Genomic DNA, 24561 nt, shown 5'->3' with positions numbered 1-24561 from the left:
GTCTAAAGTCATAAAATGTTATTTAAAAAGATTTCTTTTGACTTTCCAACTTTCCAACTTTCGACTAATTACACGTTTCCAATTCGGATTACATCGGCAAAAATTCCGGAAGCTGTAACAGCGGCTCCGGCTCCAGCTCCTTTAATGATTAAAGGCTGGTCAACGTAACGGTCGGTATAGAATTCGACGATATTGTCTTTTCCTTCGAGATTGTAGAACGGACTTTCTTTTGGAATGAACTGTAGTCCGACAGAGGCTTTTCCGTTATCGAATTTGGCTACGAATTTAATGCGACTGTCTTTCTCTTTGGCTTCGGCCAATAGTTTGTTGAAATGCGCGTCGTGCTTGGTTAGAGATTTAAAGAAGTCATCGTTATTAGTAGTGTCCATACATTCTTTTGGCAGGAAACAATTGTTTTCAATTTCTTCAATGTCCATTTGATAACCGCTTTCGCGGATAAGAATCAGTATCTTTCTAGCGACATCAACACCACTTAAATCAATTTTTGGGTCAGGTTCCGTAAATCCTTGAACACCTGCTTCTTTAACTACATCATGAAAATTATAAGTGTCGCTGAAATTATTAAAAATAAAGTTCAAACTTCCCGATAAAACGGCTTGTATTTTGTTCACTTTGTCACCAGAAGCAATCAGATGTTTTAGTGTGTCAATAATTGGTAATCCGGCTCCAACATTCGTTTCAAACAAGAATGGAGCATTGTATTTTCGGGAAAGGTTTTTCAGGTTTTTGTAGTTGTTGTATTCGGACGAACAGGCAATTTTGTTGCAGGTAACTACGGCAATATTTTCGCTTAAAAATTTATCATAAATGGTAGCGATGTCATAATTGGCTGTAATATCTACAAAAATACTGTTTCGTAAGTTGAGGTCTTTTACTTTTGCTATAAAGCTTTGAACATTGGCTTTTTCACCCGCTGCAAGAGCTGTTTTCCAGTCTTTTAAATTGATTCCGTCTTCATCAAATAGCATCGTTCTTGAGTTAGCCATAGCAATAACACGAAGATTGATTTTGAGGTTTTCTTTTAGGAATTTTTTCTGTTGACTGATTTGGTCTATGAATTTTTCACCTACGTTTCCAACACCCATTACAAACAAATTCAACTGTTTGGTATTGTCTTCAAAGAAACGTTCATGTAATGTATTTAATGCTTTTTTGACATCTTTTTCATTAATAACTACCGAAATATTTCTTTCGGAAGCGCCTTGAGCAATGGCGCGGATGTTAACGTTGTTTTTGCCTAAAGTACTAAACATTTTCCCGCTGATTCCCTGATGATTTTTCATGCTTTCACCCACTAAAGCTACAATGCAAAGTTCTCTTTCGATGCTACATGGATCAATTTTACCTTGCGCAATTTCGAGTTCAAAGGCTTTGTCGATGGCCGTTTTGGCCCGATCAGCATCGGCACTCAAAATACCAATACAAATGGAATGTTCTGATGATGCCTGAGTAATAAAAATGACGTTAATACCTTCTGTTGATAATACTTCGAACAAGCGTTTAGAAGAACCTGCCACACCAATCATTCCGGATCCTTCCAAAGTCAACAACGCGATATTATCGATATGTGAGATTCCTTTAATCGGATTATTGGAAGCATTTGGGCTATTTGAAATCAGCGTTCCATATACTTCAGGCTCAAAAGTGTTTTTGATAAAAATGGGAATATTATCTTTTAAAACCGGTTGAATGGTTGGTGGATACAATACTTTGGCACCAAAATGGGATAATTCCATGGCTTCTTGATACGAAATCGTTTCGATAGGTTGCGCTTGTTTTACTACACGAGGATTCGCTGTAAACATTCCGTTGACATCGGTCCATATTTCCAAAACATCCGCTTTTACTGCAGCAGCAATGATGGCTGCTGTATAATCAGAACCACCGCGCCCTAATGTTGTGGTGTTTCCATCTAAAGAAGAAGCGATAAATCCGGGAAATAATGTCACTTGAAAATCTGTATTCTTAAAATAATCAGCAATAAGGGTATTGGTTATTTCAAAATCGACACTAGCTTTTCCAAAATTAGAATTGGTTTTGATGACTTCTCGACTGTCTTTAAAAGCGGAATTAGTTACCTTCTGTTTTAGGGCAACGGCAATGATTTGAGACGATAATAATTCCCCAAAACCAGCTACGATATCGGCAGTTCTATTTGATAATTCCCCTAATAAATAACATCCATCTAACAAGGTTTTCAACAAATTGATATCGCTGTTTATCTTTTCGATAATATCACTTTGTTCGCTTAGCGGAATAAGTTCGTCTATAGCGTCCTTGTGTTTTTTATCGATATCACTGATGATTTCTTTGTAAGCCTTGTCTTTGGAAGAAGCGGTTTTTCCGGCTAAGATTAATAAATCGGTTACGCCACTAAACGCTGAAACGACTACGGCTAGTTTATTTTCTTTGCTTTTGTTGGCAACAATAGCTATTGTTTTTGAAATATTTTCGGCATTGGCAACCGATGTTCCGCCAAATTTTAATACGATCATGATTTTAATTGTGAATTATGAATGGTAAATTGTGAATTTGCTTTCTGTCGAAAGTCCATAAAAAAGGATTATATGAAATGATTATACCCCAAAAGGGGTTGTAGTTGTTGTTGTGGTAGTAACCGTTGTTACCGCTAATGAATTAGCAGTAGTCGTTACAGAGAATTTGTTGTTTGTTTTCCACATAGTTTCCCAAAAATACTATTTTTTGTTAACGAAAAAAGATTTAGCATGATTTTTATCAAAATCGTATTTTTAAGGGAATGTTAAAATTTTAATGCCATTTTTTCTATCAGATGTACCGTTTCCTTAGTAATATGACAATAAAATAGTACTGGCAAAACTTGTTTTTTAAGTATTGTTTATGGAATTTTGAGCACAATTTGCAATCAAAAAATGGAAAATACACATTATATCAGTTCGGAAGTGTTGAGTTTAGAACAGTTAGAGACTATTCTCTCGCAACAGCAATCATTGTCACTTTCGGAAGAAGCCAAAGTTAATATTCAAAAATGCCGTAGTTATTTGGATAAAAAAATGGCTTCGCACGACCAACCTATTTACGGAATCAATACCGGTTTTGGATCGTTGTGTAATGTGAAAATTTCTAATGAAAATCTATCCCAACTGCAGGAAAACCTTGTGAAATCTCATGCTTGTGGTACCGGAGATGAAGTTCCTGCTGAAATTGTAAAGATTATGCTGTTGCTAAAAATTCAGTCGTTGAGTTATGGACATTCAGGTGTTCAGTTGGCTACAGTGGAGCGTTTAGTAGATTTTTATAATAACGATATCCTTCCTGTCATTTATACCCAAGGTTCGTTGGGAGCAAGTGGTGATTTAGCGCCATTGGCACATTTATCATTGCCTTTATTGGGTGAAGGGGAAGTCTATTATGAAGGATTTCGTCAACCGGCTAAAAAGGTGTTAGAAAAAATGGGTTGGCAACCTATTGTATTGCAATCCAAAGAAGGTTTGGCGCTGTTAAACGGCACACAATTTATGAGTTCGTATGGCAGTTATATTTTGATGAAAGCCATGAAATATTCCTATTTTGCCGATGTGATTGCTGCTATTTCTTTAGAAGGATTTGATGGAAGAATAGAGCCTTTTGATGAATTAATCCACTTGGTTCGTCCACACCGAGGTCAAATTATGACTGCAAAACGCATGAAGGAATTGTTGGATGGAAGTCAGATCATAGCACAACCCAAAGCCCATGTGCAAGACCCTTATTCTTTCCGTTGTATTCCGCAAGTACATGGTGCTTCGAAAGATACCATCGATTATGTGAAAAAAGTGTTTAAAACCGAAATCAATTCGGTTACCGATAATCCTAATATTTTTGTTGGAGAAGATGTCATTATTTCCGGTGGAAATTTCCACGGACAACCCTTAGCCATGGCTTTAGATTTCTTAGCGATTGCTCTAGCCGAATTAGGCAGTATTTCCGAACGAAGAACCTACCAATTAATATCAGGTTTGCGCGGATTGCCGGCATTCTTAGTAGACAATCCGGGATTGAATTCAGGATTTATGATTCCACAATACACAGCAGCCAGTATTGCCAGCCAAAACAAGCAATTAGCTACTCCAGCTAGTGTAGATAGTATCGTATCCTCAAACGGACAGGAAGATCATGTGAGTATGGGCGCCAATGCTGCTACCAAATGTTTAAGGGTGATGGAAAATCTGGAGCGAATATTAGCTATTGAGTTGATGAATGCTTCTCAGGCAATAGCGTATCGTCAGCCATTGCAATCGAGTGCTTTTATTGAAATGTTCTTGAAATCCTATCGTGAAGAAGTTCCTTTGGTAAAAGAAGACCGAATTTTGCACTACGACATTCTGAATTCAGTGGCTTTTTTGAATAGTTTTATGGTAGAGTTGGACGATTAATAGTAGTAATCTCTGTCGCAACTAGCTTCTGATTACAGTGGTAATCATTTTGAACTCGGAATCCGCTTTGAAGCAGTGTACAGTATTTACCGGAATTATCATGCCTTCTCCTAATTTCAGTTCCCAATCTTTGGAGCCAATGGTAACTTCGGCTTTTCCGTCGATAATTTGCACATAAGTATCATACTTGGCTGTCGTTTCGCAAAACTGTTCTCCTTCATCAAAAGCAACGGCAGATAATTTGCCTCCAACATTTTTTATAATGGTTTTGCAGACTATGCTATGAGGAACATATTCTACTATTTCAAGGATGACATGTTTTTTTGATTTTGGTAAGCCAATATCAGCATCTTCTTTAATGGCTTTTGGAGTGGTTGACCTCATGGCTTCTTTTTATCAAAGATGCTCTATTTTGTCTGTTTGTGGTTGTAGAACCGTGTAAAAGAGTTGTATAATTCATTGATAGTAAAATCAGAAAAAACCAATCTTATTAGGCTACATGATAAAGTTGGCGTATCAGCTAAAAGATTTAAATTTAAGTTGATAGTTTAATGAGTATCCGTTTGTTTCAAGTGTTTATTCAACTACAGTTTTATCAATTCAACGTCAGCATAAAACTCAGCAATCCCAAAATAGCCGGCACAGCTTGTACAAAGAAGATTCTTTTAGAAGCCGTCATAGCACCGTAAATCCCCGCCACTAATACGCAAGAAAGAAAAAAGATAGCGATGTTTTTCGACCAATCGGCATCCAAAATTAACAATGACCAAATCAATCCGGCTGCCAGGAATCCGTTATACAATCCTTGATTAGCTGCCATCACTTTAGTCTTTTCAAATAAATCTTCGGGTATGGTTTTGAATACTTTTCGTCCTCTGGTGGTCCAGGCAAACATTTCGAGCCAAAGAATGTAGAGGTGTAATGTTGCGATAAATCCGACGATGAGTTGTGAGAGTAAGTTCATATTTTGATGTTTTGTTTATAAGGTTTATTTTTTGTCTTCATTCAGAATGCGTTCTATTCGGGTATCAGGGATGAGCCATAGGAATGCCACAAAAATATAGATGACTCCTGAAACAATAGGGTAGAAGTTGGCAAATGCAATAGCTATTGCGTATAAAATTACCGATGCTTTTTCCTTTAAACCATTACCAATAGCTTTTGATAACTGAGATTCTTTTCCGTGGGTTTTGATAATCTGCGATTGTAACAAGAAATACGCAAACCCGTTCATAAACAGAATAATGCCGTAAAACATCATGGGAAAAGGAGCAAAGTGATGTTCACCAATCCAAGCCGTAGCAAACGGAATCATCGAGAGCCAAAATAGCAAATGCAAATTGGCCCATAGGATTTTACCATTAACCTGTTTTACCGTATGCATCATGTGATGGTGGTTGTTCCAATAAATCCCAACATAAATAAAGCTCAAGATGTAACTAAGGAATTTGTGCAACAAAGGCATAATGGCTTCGTAATTAGTGCTATTGGGAACTTTGAATTCCAAAACCATGATTGTAATGATAATGGCTAAAACCCCGTCGCTAAAGGCTTCCAGTCTGTTTTTATTCATAGTGTTCATCGTTTAATTGACCAAAAAGTATTATCGTGCCACGGATTACTATAGTGGAGGTTTTTTCACTGTTCAAATATAAAGATAGACAAAATTATTGGAGTGAATTTTCAAGTTTCTTGTCCATTTCGACTTTTCTTGTGACCAAAGGTAGTGTGACCATTTTTTTTGGTCACACTACCTTTGGTCACACTATTTCCAAGTCAACTTTTTCAAAGAAAATTTTACGAAGCTTCCGAGCAAGAAAATTGAGAAACGTGAACGTGAACTTACCGCATAATTCGCAAGTGCAAAATAAAAACGGCTGGTAACAGCCGTTTTTATTTCAAGTTCAATTTTTCTATTTTATTTCCGATTGTAAATGCTTTCATTTCGCTTTCTAAATGGTTAAATTCCTCTTTCAAAACGCTCTTAATTATTTTTCCGTTTTTTAATAAAAATATTTCATCACAAGTGTCATTTAATGTCGAAAAAATGTGAGATGAAATTAGTATTGACTTTCCCATTCCTTTCAATTTATGAATTATTTCGGTAATTATAATGTTACTATGAATATCCACTCCATTAAAGGGCTCATCTAAAATGAATACTTTGTTTTCTTGTAATAATATTGCAGTAAATGCAAGTTTTTTTCTCATTCCGGTTGAGTATTTTACTGCATATTCATTCAATGGTAAATCAAAAATATTTTTTTCTTTTAAATCAGTATAGTTGATGTTTCTTGCATTGCATAACAATTTAATGTATTCATTACCGGTTATTTTTGAAAAAAAGTAAGGCTCTGTTTGTAAATAGCCAAGAGAATCTTTAGGTTTTCCGTATTCACAATTTATTGTTCCTTGATGTTTTTCTAATCCTGCAATACACTTAAACAACGTAGTTTTCCCTGATCCATTTTCGCCAACAATTCCATAAACTTTTCCTTTTTCAAAATTCAAGTTAATATTTTCTAATACTACTTTAGAACCGTATGATTTTGACAGGTTTTCAATGCTAATCATTATAATATTTCTTTTAATTTTTTCGTTGATTGAATGTACAAATAGGGAATAATTAGGACTAGTAATGGTGGAAACCAAAATGTTAAAGCAAGTATAATTCCGAATTTAATATTTAATTTTTCAGGAAATACTGAATATTTTGCTAGCATAGTTGTAAAAATAAATAAATATCCTAAAAATTGAAATCCTATTATTAAATCAATTTTTGTGTAGAAAAACAGAGATAAACTTATAAGTATTGGTAAACTCAAAATAGTTGAATATTGGATGATGTATCTTAATTTATATTTTAAAAATTCTTTTGGAGTCAAAGAAAATACCCAAACATAAAATTCATTTTCCGAATTTGTATAATAATTAAGACAACAAAGTAAGGTCAGAATTAATGAAAAAATACCTAAATTAAAATTATCAACACTAATCGACACAAATGTCAAAAAATAAGCAAAGAAATAGATGAAATAATTTGACCTAAAACCTACTGTAAACTCAAACGGATGCTTATAAAAAGGAGTTGGTAATGTAAAACTTGATTTGGTTTTTAAATCTATTAGAGAAAAAAGAGTAGCCAAAATAAAAAGTAAAATCGAACTCAAATACTTTTCTTCAAATAACAAAAAGAGTATAAATACTATGGAAACAATTAGGTTTTCAACTATTCTTATTTTAATATATTCCGTTTTAGAATAACAAAGCTTTAAAAATTCGTTTCTGTTTATTTCATTCAATTTTAGTACTAAACTTAAAGCTAATGTAATGTGGATATATTCAGCAAATTGCGTTTTTTCAAATAGTTTTATCGAAATACCAACAAATGCAAAAATACCAATAAGATAACCAATTATAGGTTCAATTCCCCATTCGGTTAATTGTCTGTTTAGCATTTTGAATTGTAAAACAAAATATTCTTTCATTATTTCGGTGCGCTAAAATGGGCTGGTAACTAACTTATAAATACAGTAAGTCTGATTATTTCCACTTAAAATTCTTTTCAATAGCTCGGATCATTTCTCCGGCAATGTCTTTATGTGTGGCGCCTTCAATACCTTCTAAACCTGGAGATGAATTTACTTCCAACAATAAAGGTCCTTTGGAAGAACGAATGATATCGACACCGGCTACTTTTAAGTCCATGGCTTTTGCAGCTTTTATGGCAATTCGTTTTTCATCAGTTGTTGGTCTAATTATGGAAGCAGTGCCGCCCATATGAATGTTGGCTCTAAATTCTCCCGGTGCTGCTTCACGCTGAATGGCTGCAACTACTTTTCCGTCTACTACAAACAAACGTAAGTCTTTACCATCGGCTTCTTTGATGAATTCCTGAACCAAAATATTGGCATTCAAACTTTTAAAGGCATTGATTACCGATTCAGCTGCTTTTTTGGTTTCGGCTAAAACGACTCCTTTGCCCTGCGTACCTTCCAATAATTTTACAATCAATGGCGGTCCGCCCACCATTTTAATCAAATCATCGGTGTCTAAAGGCGAGTTGGCAAAACCCGTGGTTGGGATATCAATTCCGTTACGCAATAATAATTGCAGTGAAAACAATTTGTCTCTTGATTGTGTAATGGCTGCAGCCGAATTTAAGCAATAGACTTTCATCGCTTGAAACTGTCGTGTCAGTGCGCAACCGTAGAAGGTAATGCTTGGACGTATTCTGGGAATGATAGCATCAAAATTATCTAATATTTTTCCGCCTCGATAGTGAATCTCAGGCTTGTCAGCATCCAATTTCATATAGCATTCTTTAATATTCAGAAAGTGCATTTGGTGGCCACGCATTTCTCCTGCTTCCATAATGCGCTTGTTGCTGTATAAGTCGGGATTACTAGCTAGAAGTCCGATTCGCAAACCGGTTTTATTGGGAACCGAATCGATGTACAATTCCTTCAAACTTTCGACGGAAGTTTGTCCCAAAAGGTATTTTTGTTCGGGATCCACTAATATGCGTCCACTCATAGCTTCTCGGCCTAAAAGCATTCGGAAACCCATGGAGTCGCGATTGGTTAACGTCATTTCGATTTCCCAACTGTCATTTCCGATTTTTAGTATGGTCTGAATAACAAAACGCTGTTCTCTGTATCCACTTGAACTTTTAACGATTCGTTTGTCAATAAGTTTCGCTTCGCAATGAATAACGGTTTTAATATTATTCTGAATGGGATTGATATCAAATTTGACCCAATTTTCGGCGTCTTTAATAAATGGCGCAATATTGATAGCGTGTAGCGCTGATGTTTTAGCACCCGAATCAACACGGGCTTTGATAGCGGGAATTCCGAGTTCAGGAAAGGTACACCATTCCTCCGAACCTAATATGATTTTATTTTGTGGCATGGATTTCAATAAAAAACCACGAATTCCCGAACTATATGATAGTATTTATTCGTGAATTCGTGGTTTGCAATTAATTTATATATTCTTAGCTCGTTGGCTTTTTAGCTTTCTTTATGGTCACGGTCAACTCTTGAGCCGTTTCGTCTAAGTCCATAAAAATGGTATCTCCAGACGCTATTTTAGAAGTAATAATTTCTTCTGCTAAGGCATCTTCAACATATTTTTGAATGGCTCTTTTTAGAGGACGTGCACCAAATTGCTTATCAAAACCTTTTTCGGCAATAAAAGCTTTGGCTTTGTCAGAAAGATTTAGGGTATATCCTAATTCTGAAACGCGACCATATAATTTTTTCAATTCGATTTCGATAATCAAATCGATATGCTCTTTCTCCAAAGGATTGAATACAATTACATCATCAATTCGGTTCAGGAATTCAGGAGCAAACGTTTTCTTTAAAGCATTTTCGATAACGCTTTTCGAATTGTCGTCAGCTTGCGCAATTTTAGCGGCAGTTCCAAAACCGACACCTTGTCCGAAATCCTTTAACTGTCGAGCTCCAACATTAGAAGTCATGATGATAATAGTGTTTTTAAAATCGATTTTGCGACCTAAACTATCCGTTAGATAACCATCATCTAAAACCTGAAGCATCATGTTGAATACATCAGGATGCGCTTTTTCAATTTCATCTAAAAGCACCACACAGTAAGGTTTTCTTCGTACTTTTTCAGTCAATTGTCCGCCTTCTTCATAACCTACATAACCCGGAGGAGCTCCGATTAATCTTGAGATGGCAAATTTCTCCATGTACTCACTCATGTCAATACGAACCAAAGCATCTTCAGAATCAAATAACTCTTTTGCCAAAACTTTAGCCAATTGTGTTTTCCCAACTCCGGTTTGACCTAAGAAAATGAACGAACCGATTGGTCGGTTAGGATCTTTAAGTCCGGCACGATTTCTTTGGATTGATTTTGCAATTTTGCCCACAGCTTCATCTTGGCCAATTACTTTTCCGCGAATCAATTCTGGTAAATGAGCTAGTTTGTTGCTTTCGGTTTGAGCGATACGATTTACCGGAATTCCAGTCATCATGGATACCACATCAGCAACATTATCTTCTGTTACGCGAATGCGATTGCTTTTAGAATCTTCTTCCCATTGCTCTTGAGCAATTGCAAGGTCTTTTTCGAGACGTTTTTCATCATCTCGGAGTTTGGCTGCTTCTTCGTATTTCTGCTTCTTAACGACAGAATTTTTAAGTTCGCGCACTTCATCCAACTGACGTTCTAAATCTAAGATTTGTTTTGGAACATCAATATTGGTAATGTGAACTCTTGAGCCAGCTTCATCTAAAGCATCGATAGCTTTGTCTGGAAGGAAACGCTCCGACATGTATCGGTTGGTCAATTTCACACAAGCTTCAATAGCTTCGTCGGTGTAAATAACGTTATGGTGATCTTCGTATTTGTTTTTAATGTTGTTTAAGATAGTAATAGTTTCTTCTACAGAAGTAGGTTCTACGATTACTTTCTGGAAACGTCTTTCTAACGCGCCGTCTTTTTCGATGTATTGTCGGTACTCATCTAATGTTGTAGCACCAATACATTGTATCTCGCCTCTGGCTAAGGCAGGTTTAAACATGTTGGAAGCATCCAACGAACCTGTAGCGCCACCAGCACCAACAATAGTGTGGATTTCATCAATGAAAAGAATGATGTCGTCATTTTTTTCTAATTCATTCATCACGGCTTTCATTCGTTCTTCGAACTGTCCGCGGTATTTTGTTCCGGCAACTAAAGAGGCTAAATCAAGCGTTACTACTCTTTTGTTGAATAAAATCCTAGATACTTTCTTTTGGATGATACGCAATGCCAAACCTTCGGCAATGGCAGATTTACCAACACCAGGTTCTCCAATCAACAACGGATTATTTTTCTTTCTACGGCTTAAAATTTGGGAAACCCTTTCGATTTCTTTTTCACGACCCACAACGGGGTCTAATTTTCCTTCTTCAGCCAATTCGGTTAAGTCGCGACCAAAATTATCCAAGACCGGAGTTTTTGATTTTTTATTGGTTTTGTTTCCCGGATTATTGAAACTGCCTTCTTTCAAACTGTCATCTTGTCCTGAGTCTTCATTATAAGATTCGTTTGTTGGCAAATTATCGTTAAAATCTTCTTCGTTTGGTGTCATATTCAAGTACTGTTCTTTAACTACGTTATAGTCAATTTTCAGACGATGCAGTAGTTTGGTTGTTGGATCATTCTCATTTCTTAAGATGCACAATAAAAGATGTGCCGTGCTAATAGACGTGCTTTGAAAAACTTTAGCTTCTAGAAATGTAGTTTTCAAGGCGCGTTCCGCTTGACGGGTCAAGTGTAGGTTTTTCTTTTCGTTACTGATTTCAACATTTGGATTGGCCGGACTCAATATTTCCACCTTTTTGCGCAAATGTTCTAAATCAATAGAAAGATTGTTGAGAATAGTAATGGCTTTGCCGTTTCCATCTCTTAATATCCCGAGCATCAAATGCTCAGTTCCAATAAAATCGTGACCCAAGCGCAAGGCTTCTTCCTTACTGTAGGTAATCACATCTTTTACTCTTGGTGAAAAATTATCATCCATATAATGTAATTGCTATTGTAAATTTAGTTATTCAGAATCATTCTAACAAAAATCATTCCCGCTAAAAGTACTGTCAGCTAATTGACAAAAAAAAAGCCAATAATAAAAGTGGTTTTGTAACTAACTTATTAACTAAAAAACGCCCCTATTTTGTTAATAAATCATTGAAATTTGTAACTGAAAAACGCCGCTGTTTTTTTCAATTACCTTATATTAGCACGTTTCGAATTTAAAGTAATTTTTATTAAATAATTTATAAAATATGTCTGACGGAGAAAGGTTAATTCCTATTAACATTGAAGATGAAATGAAATCAGCTTACATCGATTATTCGATGTCAGTTATTGTATCCAGAGCATTGCCAGATGTGCGTGACGGCTTGAAACCAGTGCATCGAAGAGTGTTATACGGAATGTATGATTTAGGAGTTTTTTCGAATAGAGCTCACAAAAAATCCGCAAGAATTGTTGGAGAAGTTTTAGGAAAGTATCACCCACACGGAGATACTTCAGTTTATGATGCCATGGTCCGTATGGCTCAGGAATGGAGTTTACGTTATTTACTAGTTGACGGGCAAGGTAACTTTGGTTCTGTTGATGGCGATAGTCCGGCAGCAATGCGTTATACGGAGGCCAGAATGAAAAAAATATCGGAAGACATTATGGCAGATATCGACAAAGAAACGGTAGATTTTCAGTTAAACTTTGACGATACCTTGTATGAGCCAACAGTGATGCCAACAAGAGTTCCAACTTTATTGGTAAACGGAGCATCGGGAATTGCGGTGGGAATGGCAACCAATATGGCACCACACAACCTAACTGAGGTTATTGATGGTACCTTGGCTTACATTGATAACAATGATATTGAGATTGACGAGTTAATCACGCACATCAAAGCTCCTGATTTCCCTACAGGAGGAACTATCTACGGAATGGAAGGTGTTCGTGAAGCCTTCAAAACAGGAAGAGGTAGAATCGTTATTCGCGCCAAGATAAGTTTCGAAGAATCTAACGGGAAAGAAGCTATTATAGTTACCGAGATTCCTTATCAGGTGAACAAAGCCGAAATGATTAAGAAAACGGCTGACCTTATCAACGAGAAGAAAATTGAAGGAATTTCCAATATTCGTGATGAATCGGATAGAACAGGAATGCGTATTGTTTATGAATTAAAACGTGATGCTGTTCCTAACGTAGTACTGAATACACTTTATAAATACACACAATTACAGTCTTCTTTCAGTGTCAACAATATTGCATTGGTAAAAGGAAGACCACAAATGCTCAACGTAAAAGATTTAATTCATTATTTCGTAGAACATCGTCATGATGTTGTAATTAGAAGAACACAATTCGAATTGCGTAAGGCGGAAGAAAGAGCACACATTTTAGAAGGTTTAATCATTGCCTCGGATAATATTGATGAAGTAATTGCTTTGATTCGTTCTTCAAAAGATGGAGATGAAGCTAGAGCTAAATTGATTGAAAGATTCAGTTTGTCAGATATTCAAGCGCGTGCCATTGTTGAAATGCGTTTGCGTCAGTTGACAGGTCTTGAGCAAGATAAGTTACGCGCAGAATACGAAGAAATCATGAAATTAATTCAACGCTTGAAAGACTTATTGGCAAGCAAAGAATTGAGAATGGAATTGATAAAAGAAGAGTTGATCGAAATCAGAGACAAATATGGTGATGGGCGTCGTTCCCTTATTGAATATTCTGGTGGCGATGTGAGTATTGAAGATTTGATTGCTGATGAGAATGTGGTTATTACCATTTCACATGCGGGTTATATTAAACGTACCAATTTATCCGAATACAAAACCCAAAACAGAGGTGGTGTTGGACAAAAAAGTGCCGGAACTAGAGATCAGGATTTCTTAGAGCACATGTACGTTGCTACCAACCATCAATACATGATGTTCTTTACGCAAAAAGGAAAATGTTTCTGGATGCGTGTGTATGAGATTCCCGAAGGAAGCAAGACTGCCAAAGGAAGAGCGTTACAAAATCTTATTAACATTGAATCCGATGACAAGGTAAAAGCATTCATCTGTACACAAGATTTAAAAGACAAAGAATACACTTTGAGTCATAATTTAATTATGGTTACTAAGAAAGGTCAAGTAAAGAAAACTTCTTTAGACAAGTATTCTAAACCAAGAGTTAATGGTGTCGCTGCGATTACGATTAAGGAAGATGACGAATTATTAGGAGCACAATTAACCAACGGGCAAAGCCAAATTATATTAGCCGTTAAATCGGGTAAATTGGTTCGTTTTGAAGAAACCAAGACGCGTCCAATGGGAAGAACAGCTTCCGGAGTACGTGGAATTACTTTAAAAGATGAAACGGATGAAGTAATTGGCATGGTTACTGTAAATGATATGGAAAGTGAAATCCTTGTAGTTGCAGAAAATGGTTATGGAAAACGTTCTTCATTAGAAGAGTATAGAATTACAAACCGTGGTGGTAAAGGGGTTAAAACCCTAAACATTACTGAAAAAACGGGGAAACTGATTTCTATCAATTCGGTTACGGATGCTGATGATTTGATGATTATCAATAAGTCAGGTTTAACGATTAGAATGGCTGTAGAAGATTTGAGAGTAATGGGAAGAGCTACTCAAGGTGTGAAACTAATCAATATCAAAGGAAATGACTCTATTGCTGCGGTGACCAAAGTAATGAAAGATGATGTTTCCGAACCAGAACTAGATGAAGATGGAAACGTTATTGAAGTAGAAGCCATTGAGCGAGTAAAACCTGTTTTAGAAGTTCTCGAAGATGATGGTTCAGCAGTTGATGACGATGAGGAAGATGACGATGACATCGTTGAAGACGATGATGCTGAAGACGATTCTGAAGATGATGAATAATAATACAACAAATCACCAATTATATCATTTTTAATTGGTGATTTTATTTATAAACTTAAAAATACAATAAAATGAGAATAAAACACATGCTACTTGCTTCGGCAGTATTAGTTTCTGTCTCGTCTTTTGCCCAAAAAGAGGAGCTTAAAAAATTAAAAAAAATATACGAAAAAGAAGAACCTTCTGCAAATGACTTGACAGAATATAAGGCTAATTTGACCAAGCTTGCAACATTGGCTACAGAAGAAGGCGATAAAGTTTATTATAACTTTTACAAAGCGAACACTGCCAGTATCGAAATAGCAATATTAGGTCCAAACCCAACTCCAGCTCAACTGAATAAACTTTTTGAACCTAAGGCTGTTACAGAATTGGCTGCTGCATACAATGCAACATTAGATTATGAAAAAAAATCCGGTAAAAAAGTCTTTACTGATGATATAAACGAAGAAATAAATGTTATTAAACCAATGTTAGTTAATGCTGCGGTGAATCTTGGTGAAGCAAAAAAATTCATAGATGCTTCCGATGTTTTATATGCCGTTTATTTATTGGATAAGAAAGATCAGGATAAATTATTTTATGCTGCTAGTTATGCTGTAAACGGTCAAGATTTTACCAAAGCTTTAGCGTATTATAACGAATTAAAAACGCTAAACTACACTGGTGAAAGCATTGTATATTGGGCAACCAACAAGACTACTAAAAAAGAAGAGACCTTTAGTACAAAGCAGGAAAGAGAGATTTTTATTAAAGGAGGAACACATGAAAAACCTAGAGATGAAAAAGGGGAGTCCAAGAAGGGTGAAATCTATAAAAATATTGCGTTGATTTTAGTAGATGCCGGCAAAGTTGATGAAGCGAAAGCTGCTGTGGCTGAAGCACGTAAAACTAGTCCGGATGATGTTTCTCTTATTTTGACCGAAGCCGATTTATATTTGAAAGTTAACGATTTTGATACCTATAAACGATTGGTTAATGAAGCATTAGAAAAAGATCCTAAAAACGTTGATTTGGTGTATAATCTTGGAGTTATCAGCGGAAATGCCAATAAGCTTGATGAAGCTGAGAAATATTATAAAAAAGCGCTGGAACTTAATCCTAATTACATTAATGCAAATTTGAATTTGGCTGAATTGAAATTAAGAGCTGATGAAAAATTTGTTGCCGAAATGAATAAATTAGGTACCTCTGAAAAAGACAACAAACGATACGAAGCTATTAAAATTGAAAGAGATAGAAACTTCAAATCTATTTTGCCTTATCTAGAAAAGGTAATGGAATTAGAACCAACCAATGAAGCTGCCCGAAAAACATTACTCAGCGTTTACAATGCCCTTGAAATGACTGACAAATACAAAGCTTTAAAAGCGAAGCAATAAATAATAGCATTTATAATAAACAAAAAGTCCCGGTATGAATCGGGACTTTTTTAGTTTCCTAAACTAACCAAATTTATATAGAAACATTATTATGCTACACCATTTTCTTGAGTATTCATTTTTTTCAAGAAAGATCTAATTAAAACACTGTTAGTTTTGATACCAGAGTTAATTAATTGTTTTTTGCTGAATGAACCGTTTGAAGAATTGTTAGTAGTTTTTTTAGAACCCATAAACCAAACTGCGAAATCCATTCCGGCTACACTGTTTTCTGTAGAGATAACGATTGTAGCGTTTTCAGAAACAGAAACCTCAGTTGAAGTAGTTGCAACAACACTAGTTGTGTTCGTTTGAGCAAAAGCTCCAGTTGATGATAAAACTAATAATACGAATAAAACAAATAATCTTAAAGTTGTTTGAGTTGAAGTGTTATTAGCTGTTGTCATAATTTTGGTTTCTTTGTTATTTCTTGACCAAAACTACTCCAAGACTATAAGGAGTGGAAATATTTTCGATAACTAACCGTAAAAGTCGTTTAATCGACAAAATCAATGAATTCGGGGGTTTTGAGCGTTTTTTTTATGCAGTTCGTCTATGAAATGTTAAAAAAAGAGGTATTTCATCGATGAAAAACCAGAATTTTCTATGAACTACATCCTTAAAATCATTTGCAACTAATAAATGAATGAATAGTGGCAAAATCTTAGTAAATTAGCCTCATAATATAATTTCGATTTCCCAATGAAAGTAGAACGCAAAGGACACACTACAACTGTTAGAAATACTCAGTATAACACTGCCGAGTTTTTTCAGAAGTTTCATCACGAATACAATAGTTATAAAACACAAAACTTAATTCTGGATTTATCACATGACAAAGCCCTAACTTTAGTTGATTTAAAGTTGTTTTCCGAAATGGCTAAAACACAGGCTAAGGGAAAGAAATCTTTAGTGCTGGTTACAGATGTTGTGAATCTTAATGATGTTCCAACCAAACTGATAGTAGTACCGACCGTTTTAGAAGCGCATGATATTATTGAAATGGAAGAAATTGAACGCGATTTAGGATTTTAATTTTATAATCAATAATGAAATTAACTATTCTAGGCTGTTATGCCGCAACGCCGCGTACCATTACTAATCCCACTTCTCAGGTTTTGGAAATTAGAAACCGTATGTTTCTGATTGATTGTGGTGAAGGAACCCAAGTACAGTTGCGTAAAAACAAACTCAAATTTTCCAAAATCAATCATATTTTTATCTCGCACTTGCACGGAGACCATCTGTACGGATTGGTGGGATTGATTTCAACCTTCATGCTGCTCAATCGTCAGACCGATTTACATGTGTATGGCCCAAAAGGGATTAAAGAGATTATTTTGCTTCAATTGCGTTATTCTAATTCTTTTACGGGTTATAATTTGTATTTTCATGAATTGACTTCTAAAGAAAGTGAAGTAGTTTATGAGGATGAAAAAGTGATTGTGAAAACTATTCCACTAAAACATCGGATTTATACCAATGGTTTTCTTTTTGAAGAAAAAATAGGCGACAGAAAATTGAATATAGATGCTGTTCATCAATACAAAATTGACACTTGTTATTTTCAAAAAATCAAAAATGGTAGCGATATAACACTTGATGATGGTAGCGTAGTTTCTAATGCTTTACTGACTTTTGATCCTATTGCTCCCAAGAGTTATGCTTTTTGCAGCGATACCATGTATGATGAGTCCATTATTCCCATCATAAAAGATTGTGATGTATTGTATCACGAAACCACTTTCTTGGAATCTGAAGCGGATAAAGCCGAATCTACAATGCATAGCACGGCTAAACAAGCTGCAATCATTGCAAGCAAAGCGAATGTCAGTAATCTGATTTTAGGGCATTACAGTACACGCTACGCCAATATTGAACTTTTTAAAGAAGAAGCCGAAACGATTTTTCGCAATGTAGTTTTAGCAGATGATGGACGCATTTTTGATTTTGAATAAATTATAGTACTATTTTTGTACCACACAACACATTAAATATGGAAGACTTAAGCGATTACAGAAAGTCCTACGAGAAAAGTCAGCTATTGGAGGAGGTACTTCCGGAAGATCCTATTAACTTATTTCATCAATGGTTTTATGAGATAAAGGATTTTGGTGGTGTAGATGAGGTTAATGCCATGACAGTAGCAACTATTGGCTTGGATGGATTTCCAAAATCGAGAATCGTATTGCTCAAAAAATATGATGAAGAAGGATTTATCTTTTACACCAACTATAATTCCGAAAAAGGAAAAGCGATACTAAACAACCCTAATATTTGCCTATCATTCTTTTGGCCAAGTATGGAACGGCAAGTCATCATTAAAGGCGTGGCTGAAAAAACCATCGAATCGGTTTCAGATAACTATTTTGATTCCAGACCAGACGGCAGTAAATTAGGCGCCATAGTGTCCTCTCAAAGCGAAGTCATTCCCTCAAGAGCGTATTTAGATGAAAAATTAAAAGCGCTCGAAAACCAGTTTGAAGGAAAAGCTATTCCGCGTCCCGACTTTTGGGGTGGTTTTTTAGTACGTCCTACCGAAGTTGAGTTTTGGCAAGGAAGGCCTAATCGTTTGCATGACAGAATACGATTTCAATTGCTTACCGATTTTAATTGGAAGATAGAACGTCTTTCTCCGTAATACCTTGAAAACTTCACGAAATAGTAAAATCACTCCACGAGTGGTTTTTTTTTGCACTCACATTATGTTATAAACACCATCGACGAACTGCAAATAAGTAGGAAATATTCTTATATAAAATACATAATTAAGTATTTCATCGATTTTATTTGGCTTTTAAACGATAAAAGATGTAAAATTGTCTAACCAAATCAAGCATACGTTCTGTCAATAATAATTCAATAAAGTGTTTGCCCCACATCTACTTTATTCAAAAACTTAACCTACTACTATGAAAGCAAAAATGTTTAGAGCATTGTTGCCGTTAGCAATCGTGTTCACTATGGTATCCTGTTCTTCTGACTCTTCAGAAGGTTCTTCAGCCGCAAAAGTTGTAACTACCTACAATTACAACGAAGTGGAGTTGAAATTAGTTTCCCTTATCAATGATTATCGTGCTAGTGTTGGATTAAATTCTCTTGAAGTAATCAACCACATCTCTTTCAAATCAGAAGAGCACAATATTTACATGATTGATAACAATGTAGTCAACCACGATTATTTCCAACAACGATCAAACAATTTAGTACAAGTGCTAGGAGCAGAGCGCGTAGGCGAGAATGTAGCTTACAACTACCAATCTGCAGAAAGCGTTTTAAGAGCCTGGTTAAACAGTCCAGGACACAAAGATAATATCGAAGGCGATTATACGCACTTGGGTATTTCGGTTACTGTTGATGTCAATACAGGAAAAAAATATTACACCAATATGTTTATGAAGAAAAAACCTTAATTCATAAACGTAGGTCAAAAAAAAATAATAGTTTGATTATTGTTTTGTTTGATTTTGACAGATCGAAAAATCCCGCTATTAGCGGGATTTTTTTTATTTAAAACGATAAAGATGGTATATCTATTTTAAGCTGCCCACCATATCTTCGGGTTTTACCCAAGCATCAAAATCTTCGGCAGTAACATAACCCAAGCGAACGGCTTCGTCTTTTAGTGTAGTTCCGTTTTTATGAGCCGTTTGTGCAATTTCGGCCGATTTATAGTAACCAATTTTAGTATTCAAAGCGGTAACTAACATCAAGGAGTTATCTACTAATTCTTTAATACGTGTATAGTTGGGCTCGATGCCGCTAGCGCAATGTTCGTCAAATGAAATACAAGCATCTCCTAATAAGCGTGCCGATTGTAAAAAGTTAGCGGCCATTACGGGTTTGAAAACATTTAACTCATAATGTCCCTGCATGCCACCAACAGCTATAGCTACATCGTTACCCATTACTTGAGCGCAAACCATTGTTAAAGCTTCACATTGCGTTGGATTTACTTTTCCGGGCATGATAGAAGAGCCTGGCTCATTTTCCGGAATTAGGATTTCACCAATACCAGAACGCGGTCCTGAAGCCAACATTCGGATATCATTGGCAATTTTGTTTAAAGAAACCGCTAATTGCTTTAAAGCACCGTGAGCTTCCACAATAGCATCATGTGAAGCCAAAGCTTCAAACTTATTCGGAGCGGTAACAAAAGGATGACCCGTAAATTGAGCAATATAGGCTGCTACTTTTACATCATAACCTGCGGGTGTATTTAATCCGGTTCCTACTGCTGTTCCGCCAAGGGCTACTTCAGACAAATGGGCTAAGGTGTTTTTTAGTGCTTTGATTCCGTAATTTAATTGGGCAACATAACCTGAAATTTCCTGACCTAAAGTTAGTGGCGTGGCATCCATTAAATGCGTTCTTCCAATTTTAACGACATTCATAAACTCTTTGGATTTTGCTTCTAACGTATCGCGAAGTTTTTCAACTCCGGGAATGGTAACTTCGACAGCTGCTTTGTAGCAAGCAATGTGCATTCCTGTTGGAAAGGTATCGTTGGACGATTGTGATTTGTTTACATCATCATTGGCTTTTACCAATTGTTCGCCTTCACCAATTTTGAATCCGGCCAAAACCTGTGCGCGATTGGCGATGACTTCGTTAACGTTCATGTTACTTTGCGTTCCTGAACCGGTTTGCCAGATTACTAAGGGAAATTCCCCTTCTAATTTTCCGGCAAGGATTTCGTCGCAAACAGCGGCTATGGCATCGCGTTTTTCTGTAGAAAGTACGCCTAAATCACAATTGGCATAAGCCGCTGCTTTTTTAAGATAAGCAAAACCTTCTATAATTTCTTTGGGCATTGAAGCTGATGGGCCAATTTTAAAGTTATTTCGAGAGCGTTCTGTTTGCGCTCCCCAATATTTATCAGCGGGAACTTTTACTTCGCCCATAGTGTCTTTCTCTATTCTGTATTCCATTGTAAAATAATTATGTTGTTAGTATGTTTTTTGAATTAGCCCCGATAGGAGTGGAAATCCTTTTTATCCTGATAAAAAGATTGCAGCGGATAGCGGGAAAAGCTCCTAAAAAAGCAGCACAAAATTAGTGATAAAAACTATTGAATAAAAATCGTTTTTGTTTTTGGATAGCATAAATATAAGGCTTACATTTGCGTATAATTCAAAAAATTCCGGAAAACATGTTTGAATTTCAACAGTATTTAGGTTTCTTAACTTTCTTAACCGTTCTAACGATCGGTTTTTGGTTGATGATTTTTTTAATTACCTTCATTGTCCCTTATTGGGTTTATGGTGGCGTTAAAGAATTAGTCCAAGAAAGAAAGGCACAAAAAGAAGCCGAGCAAAAAGCATAACAATGTTTTTTGTTTAAATAAAAAAGCCCTTGCATTGCAAGGGCTTTTTTTATGTATTAACCTTGGAAATCTCCGCCGTCCTCTTGTTGTTGATTTGAACGTGTACGTTTTTCTCTTTCATTTTTCTGAACGTTGAAGCGGTACGTAAACGATAAGTTCACTTGTCGCACGCGCCACTGCATTTCGCCGTGAGAACTGACTACACCAGGCAAATACGTATCCATGATTCTTTTTCTGGAGTTGAAGACATCGCTAATATTGAAGGCAATGGTTCCTTTATCTTTTAGGACATCTTTGCTAAACGCCAAGTTCATGGCAAAATTCCCGAGGGAACTTCCTTGTCTGTTTTTTTGTTCGCCGTTATAGTTCATATTGGTTTGCCAGTCAATTTTATAAGGCAAAGTAATTTTTGAGGTCAAACGGGCAAACCAAGAGGTTGTTTCGAAATCGAAATCTTGGGGAACGGGATTTCCGTTAAAATCGGTATACGTGTAATCACCATCAGTTTTGATATAGAAGAAGTTGAAATTTCCGTTTAACTTCCACCATTTATACGGTGAATAATTCAGTGTAAATTCGAAGCCGCTTCTGTATTCAGTCGATAAATTGATAGGTGTTGATATGATTACGGGAACGTTATTTTCAAGGGTTCCTGTTTCTCTTCGGACAAACTGAAAGACATCGGTTGTTTTGTTTACGTAAAGCGATGTGTTGAACGTTACTTTTTCCCAACGTTTGATGTACCCTAAATCAATGGCGTCGGTGAAGGCCGGATTTAAATCGGGATTCCCCACAAAAATATTGACGTTACTGGAGAAATTGTTGAACGGATTCAACTGTCTTCCTCTTGGTCGTTGTATTCTTCGGCTATAGCTTATAGAGGCACTGCTTTTATCGCTGATTTCGTAGGTAAAAAACGCGCTAGGGAAGAAATTGTTGTATTTTTTGTTATTGAATTCTCCAGAGCCCAATTGATTTACATCAATATTGGAGTCTTCCCAACGAAGTCCTAAAAGCGTAGAGAACTTTTTTACTTTGAAGCCATACTGCGTGTACAAAGCATTTACTTTTTCTTTGTATTGTAGGATGTTCGTAAACTCGCTTACCGGATTTCCATCAGTGTCAACACTGTAGTTGGTGGTGTTTACTAGAAAGTCACCGCGATATCCTGCTTCAAATTGACTTCCTTTTCCGAAAGGTAAAACGTAATCGGTTTGGAATAAATTTCTGCTTTGTGTTTGGTTGTTGGCTGTTTCGTCAATTCGGACATTAGGATTAGCTGTAGAGGTATCTACAATTAGGGCTGTATTTTTATCCGTGTTAGAAGAGAATGAACCGTCAATGGTTAATTTATGACCTTCTTTTTTGAAGTTTTTGGTTAGATTGGTCGTAAACTCTACGTTTCTGCTTTGACTTGCTTCTTCGTTAATTCGGTTTCGAGTATAAATATAGTCTTTGTTAATATCGAAATAATCTTGAAATACGTTATCTCGGTTATCGCCGCTACTTCTTCTGTAGTTGAAGACATTGGTCCATGTCGTCGATTTGTCTAAAAACCAATCCATTCCAAGATTCGCGTTATACGACTTGTTCAAACGCTCGTTATTTCGCTTTTCGTACATAAAATCCCTAGTCGAATTGTCATCGTTAAGGTATCTGGAATCGGTAAAAGCATTTCCCGGATTGTTACGGTAATTATAGCCTTGCGTTGTGAACAAATTAAATTCTTTGGCTTTGTAATTTAAAGTACCACTGGCACCATAACTTTCGGGATCCGCTGCATTGATAATAGTGGTTCCGTTTAAGCCTAGGTTTTTTCCTTTTTTCAGAATAATATTCAGCAATCCGCCACCGCCTTCAGCGTCATATCGGGCAGAAGGATTGGTAATTACTTCCACTTTTTCGATAGCATCAGCTGGAATTAAGCGTAACGCCTCAGTGATATTAATAGCATTAGAGGGTCTTCCGTCAATTAAAACTTTGACATTTTCGTTACCACGTAAGGCAATGTTTCCTTCTACATCAACCGTTACAGACGGAATATTGTCTAAAACGTCGCTAACGGTTCCGCCTTTAACCATAAGATCTTTACCCACGTTGTAGACTTTTTTGTCAAGTTTTATTTCGACAGTAGTCTTTTCAGCGCGAACCACTACTTCATTTAATTGCGTAGCATCCTCTTCCAAGGCTGTGGTTCCCATATTGGTAGCTTCAGTAAATTGTTTTTGACTGATGACGGTCGGCTTAAAAGAGATAAATTCGAAAGTTACTTGATACGTTCCTGGAACAATGTCAATAGCATAATCCCCTTTATTATCAGATATGCCACCAAAAATCAATTTAGGGTTTTTGCTATTTTTGAAAGTTACTGTAGCATATTCTAGAGGAAGTTTGCTTGTTTTTTCGATGATTTTTCCAGTGATGGCAATTTTAGCTCTTGCTTGACCAAATAGTGTAAAGGAGGTCAGCAGTATAAGTGCCGACAGTAGATAGTGAAACTTTCTCATGTAAATTGAATTAATCGCTTTTAAAAGCGCAAAAATACAGCGAGGTTTGAGGCGCTTTTGCTAAATCTTTGTTAAATGTTAGCCGACAAAGCTTTGGAGAAGCTCCATTTCTCTACCAATGATAGCGTTTTCACCATTAATTACGATGGGTCTTTCCATCAAAATAGGATATTGAGCAATAGCTTTTATGATTTGAAGATCACTTAGTTTTTTGCCCTTGAAATTTTCAATCCAAACCGATTCTTTTTGACGCACTAGTTCAATGGGCTTGATTTTCAGTTTTTTGAGTAAGACTTTCAAATCATCAACAGACAAAGGGTTTTTCAGATAGTGAATGACCTCAAACGGGACTTTAGATTCTGTTATAAAAGCCAAACAGGTTCTGGATTTTCCGCATCTTGGATTGTGGAGTATTTGTAACATATTTTTTTTGCAAAGTAATTGATTTTAATAGAAAAAAGGTATCTT

At 36.1% G+C, this 24561-nt stretch carries 20 protein-coding genes; 8 read left to right on the top strand and 12 right to left on the bottom strand.

Features of this window, described 5'->3' with window-relative positions; translation table 11 throughout:
• Positions 1-68 precede the first annotated feature (68 nt).
• A complete protein-coding gene (thrA, locus tag ACULEU_RS08505; RefSeq protein WP_445452175.1) occupies positions 69-2516 on the bottom strand; it encodes a bifunctional aspartate kinase/homoserine dehydrogenase I in 2448 nt (815 codons plus the stop codon).
• Between the two features lie 396 nt (positions 2517-2912).
• Between thrA and hutH the strand changes: the two genes are divergently transcribed.
• Positions 2913-4415, top strand: a complete 1503-nt coding sequence (gene hutH / locus ACULEU_RS08500; RefSeq protein ID WP_445452174.1) for a histidine ammonia-lyase — start codon at positions 2913-2915, stop codon at positions 4413-4415.
• A 21-nt stretch (positions 4416-4436) separates the two neighbouring features.
• Here the strand turns inward: hutH and ACULEU_RS08495 are convergent, their stop codons facing one another.
• The 7 genes from ACULEU_RS08495 to ACULEU_RS08465 all read right to left on the bottom strand — a co-directional run bounded on the left by ACULEU_RS08495 (position 4437) and on the right by ACULEU_RS08465 (position 11958).
• Positions 4437-4799 (bottom strand): cupin domain-containing protein, encoded by a 363-nt coding sequence (locus ACULEU_RS08495; RefSeq protein ID WP_445452173.1) that lies wholly within the window; start codon positions 4797-4799, stop codon positions 4437-4439.
• A gap of 211 nt (positions 4800-5010) precedes the next feature.
• Positions 5011-5379: a DUF1304 domain-containing protein gene (locus ACULEU_RS08490; protein WP_445452172.1), complete on the bottom strand. Its 369-nt coding sequence runs from the start codon at positions 5377-5379 to the stop codon at positions 5011-5013.
• 24 nt (positions 5380-5403) lie between these two features.
• Entirely contained in the window at positions 5404-5988 is a 585-nt protein-coding gene (locus tag ACULEU_RS08485; protein ID WP_445452171.1) for a TMEM175 family protein, read from the bottom strand.
• Between the two features lie 320 nt (positions 5989-6308).
• Complete coding sequence (locus tag ACULEU_RS08480; protein ID WP_445452170.1) at positions 6309-6989, bottom strand: ABC transporter ATP-binding protein; 681 nt, start codon at positions 6987-6989, stop codon at positions 6309-6311.
• On the bottom strand, positions 6989-7903 hold the full coding sequence (locus ACULEU_RS08475; protein ID WP_445452169.1) for an ABC transporter permease: 915 nt from the start codon (positions 7901-7903) through the stop codon (positions 6989-6991). Before ACULEU_RS08475 ends, ACULEU_RS08480 begins: the two co-directional genes overlap by 1 nt.
• Before the next feature lie 55 nt (positions 7904-7958).
• Positions 7959-9329, bottom strand: a complete 1371-nt coding sequence (gene rimK / locus ACULEU_RS08470; protein WP_445452168.1) for a 30S ribosomal protein S6--L-glutamate ligase — start codon at positions 9327-9329, stop codon at positions 7959-7961.
• Between the two features lie 85 nt (positions 9330-9414).
• The gene (locus ACULEU_RS08465) at positions 9415-11958 is read right to left on the bottom strand and encodes an ATP-dependent Clp protease ATP-binding subunit (RefSeq protein WP_445452167.1); all 2544 of its coding nucleotides are present in this window, start codon (positions 11956-11958) and stop codon (positions 9415-9417) included.
• Between the two features lie 262 nt (positions 11959-12220).
• Here ACULEU_RS08465 and gyrA point away from each other — a divergent pair, with 262 nt between their 5' ends.
• Both gyrA and ACULEU_RS08455 read left to right on the top strand, forming a co-directional pair.
• The gene (gene gyrA / locus ACULEU_RS08460; RefSeq protein ID WP_445452166.1) at positions 12221-14839 is read left to right on the top strand and encodes a DNA gyrase subunit A; all 2619 of its coding nucleotides are present in this window, start codon (positions 12221-12223) and stop codon (positions 14837-14839) included.
• Between the two features lie 71 nt (positions 14840-14910).
• Positions 14911-16221, top strand: coding sequence for a tetratricopeptide repeat protein (locus ACULEU_RS08455; RefSeq protein WP_445452165.1), 1311 nt, complete (start codon positions 14911-14913; stop codon positions 16219-16221).
• Between the two features lie 89 nt (positions 16222-16310).
• Here the strand turns inward: ACULEU_RS08455 and ACULEU_RS08450 are convergent, their stop codons facing one another.
• Positions 16311-16667, bottom strand: a complete 357-nt coding sequence (locus ACULEU_RS08450) for a hypothetical protein (RefSeq protein WP_445452164.1) — start codon at positions 16665-16667, stop codon at positions 16311-16313.
• 295 nt (positions 16668-16962) lie between these two features.
• On the opposite strand from ACULEU_RS08450, the gene ACULEU_RS08445 reads away from it, so the two are divergent.
• From ACULEU_RS08445 to ACULEU_RS08430, 4 genes are all read left to right on the top strand, one after another.
• Positions 16963-17295, top strand: a complete 333-nt coding sequence (locus ACULEU_RS08445) for a ribonuclease Z (protein WP_445452163.1) — start codon at positions 16963-16965, stop codon at positions 17293-17295.
• Positions 17296-17309: 14 nt separating this feature from the next.
• A complete protein-coding gene (locus ACULEU_RS08440; RefSeq protein WP_445452162.1) occupies positions 17310-18218 on the top strand; it encodes a ribonuclease Z in 909 nt (302 codons plus the stop codon).
• 38 nt (positions 18219-18256) lie between these two features.
• Positions 18257-18901, top strand: coding sequence for a pyridoxamine 5'-phosphate oxidase (pdxH, locus tag ACULEU_RS08435; RefSeq protein ID WP_445452161.1), 645 nt, complete (start codon positions 18257-18259; stop codon positions 18899-18901).
• A 271-nt stretch (positions 18902-19172) separates the two neighbouring features.
• A complete protein-coding gene (locus ACULEU_RS08430) occupies positions 19173-19673 on the top strand; it encodes a CAP domain-containing protein (RefSeq protein WP_445452160.1) in 501 nt (166 codons plus the stop codon).
• Between the two features lie 120 nt (positions 19674-19793).
• Here ACULEU_RS08430 and fumC read toward each other — a convergent pair whose 3' ends face one another.
• The gene (gene fumC / locus ACULEU_RS08425; RefSeq protein ID WP_445452159.1) at positions 19794-21191 is read right to left on the bottom strand and encodes a class II fumarate hydratase; all 1398 of its coding nucleotides are present in this window, start codon (positions 21189-21191) and stop codon (positions 19794-19796) included.
• Positions 21192-21412: 221 nt separating this feature from the next.
• Here fumC and ACULEU_RS08420 point away from each other — a divergent pair, with 221 nt between their 5' ends.
• Positions 21413-21586 carry a hypothetical protein gene (locus ACULEU_RS08420; protein ID WP_445452158.1) on the top strand — a complete coding sequence of 58 codons (174 nt, stop codon included), beginning with the start codon at positions 21413-21415 and terminating at the stop codon, positions 21584-21586.
• A gap of 56 nt (positions 21587-21642) precedes the next feature.
• On the opposite strand, the gene ACULEU_RS08415 is transcribed toward ACULEU_RS08420, so the two are convergent.
• Positions 21643-24093, bottom strand: coding sequence for a TonB-dependent receptor domain-containing protein (locus ACULEU_RS08415; protein ID WP_445452157.1), 2451 nt, complete (start codon positions 24091-24093; stop codon positions 21643-21645).
• Positions 24094-24171: 78 nt separating this feature from the next.
• Positions 24172-24516, bottom strand: a complete 345-nt coding sequence (locus ACULEU_RS08410; protein WP_445452156.1) for an ArsC/Spx/MgsR family protein — start codon at positions 24514-24516, stop codon at positions 24172-24174.
• Positions 24517-24561 lie beyond the last annotated feature (45 nt).

The sequence above is a fragment of the Flavobacterium sp. 25HG05S-40 genome (genome assembly GCF_052654735.1).
Note: the sequence above shows the minus strand (reverse complement) of the source record. Positions and strands in the feature narration are given on the sequence as shown.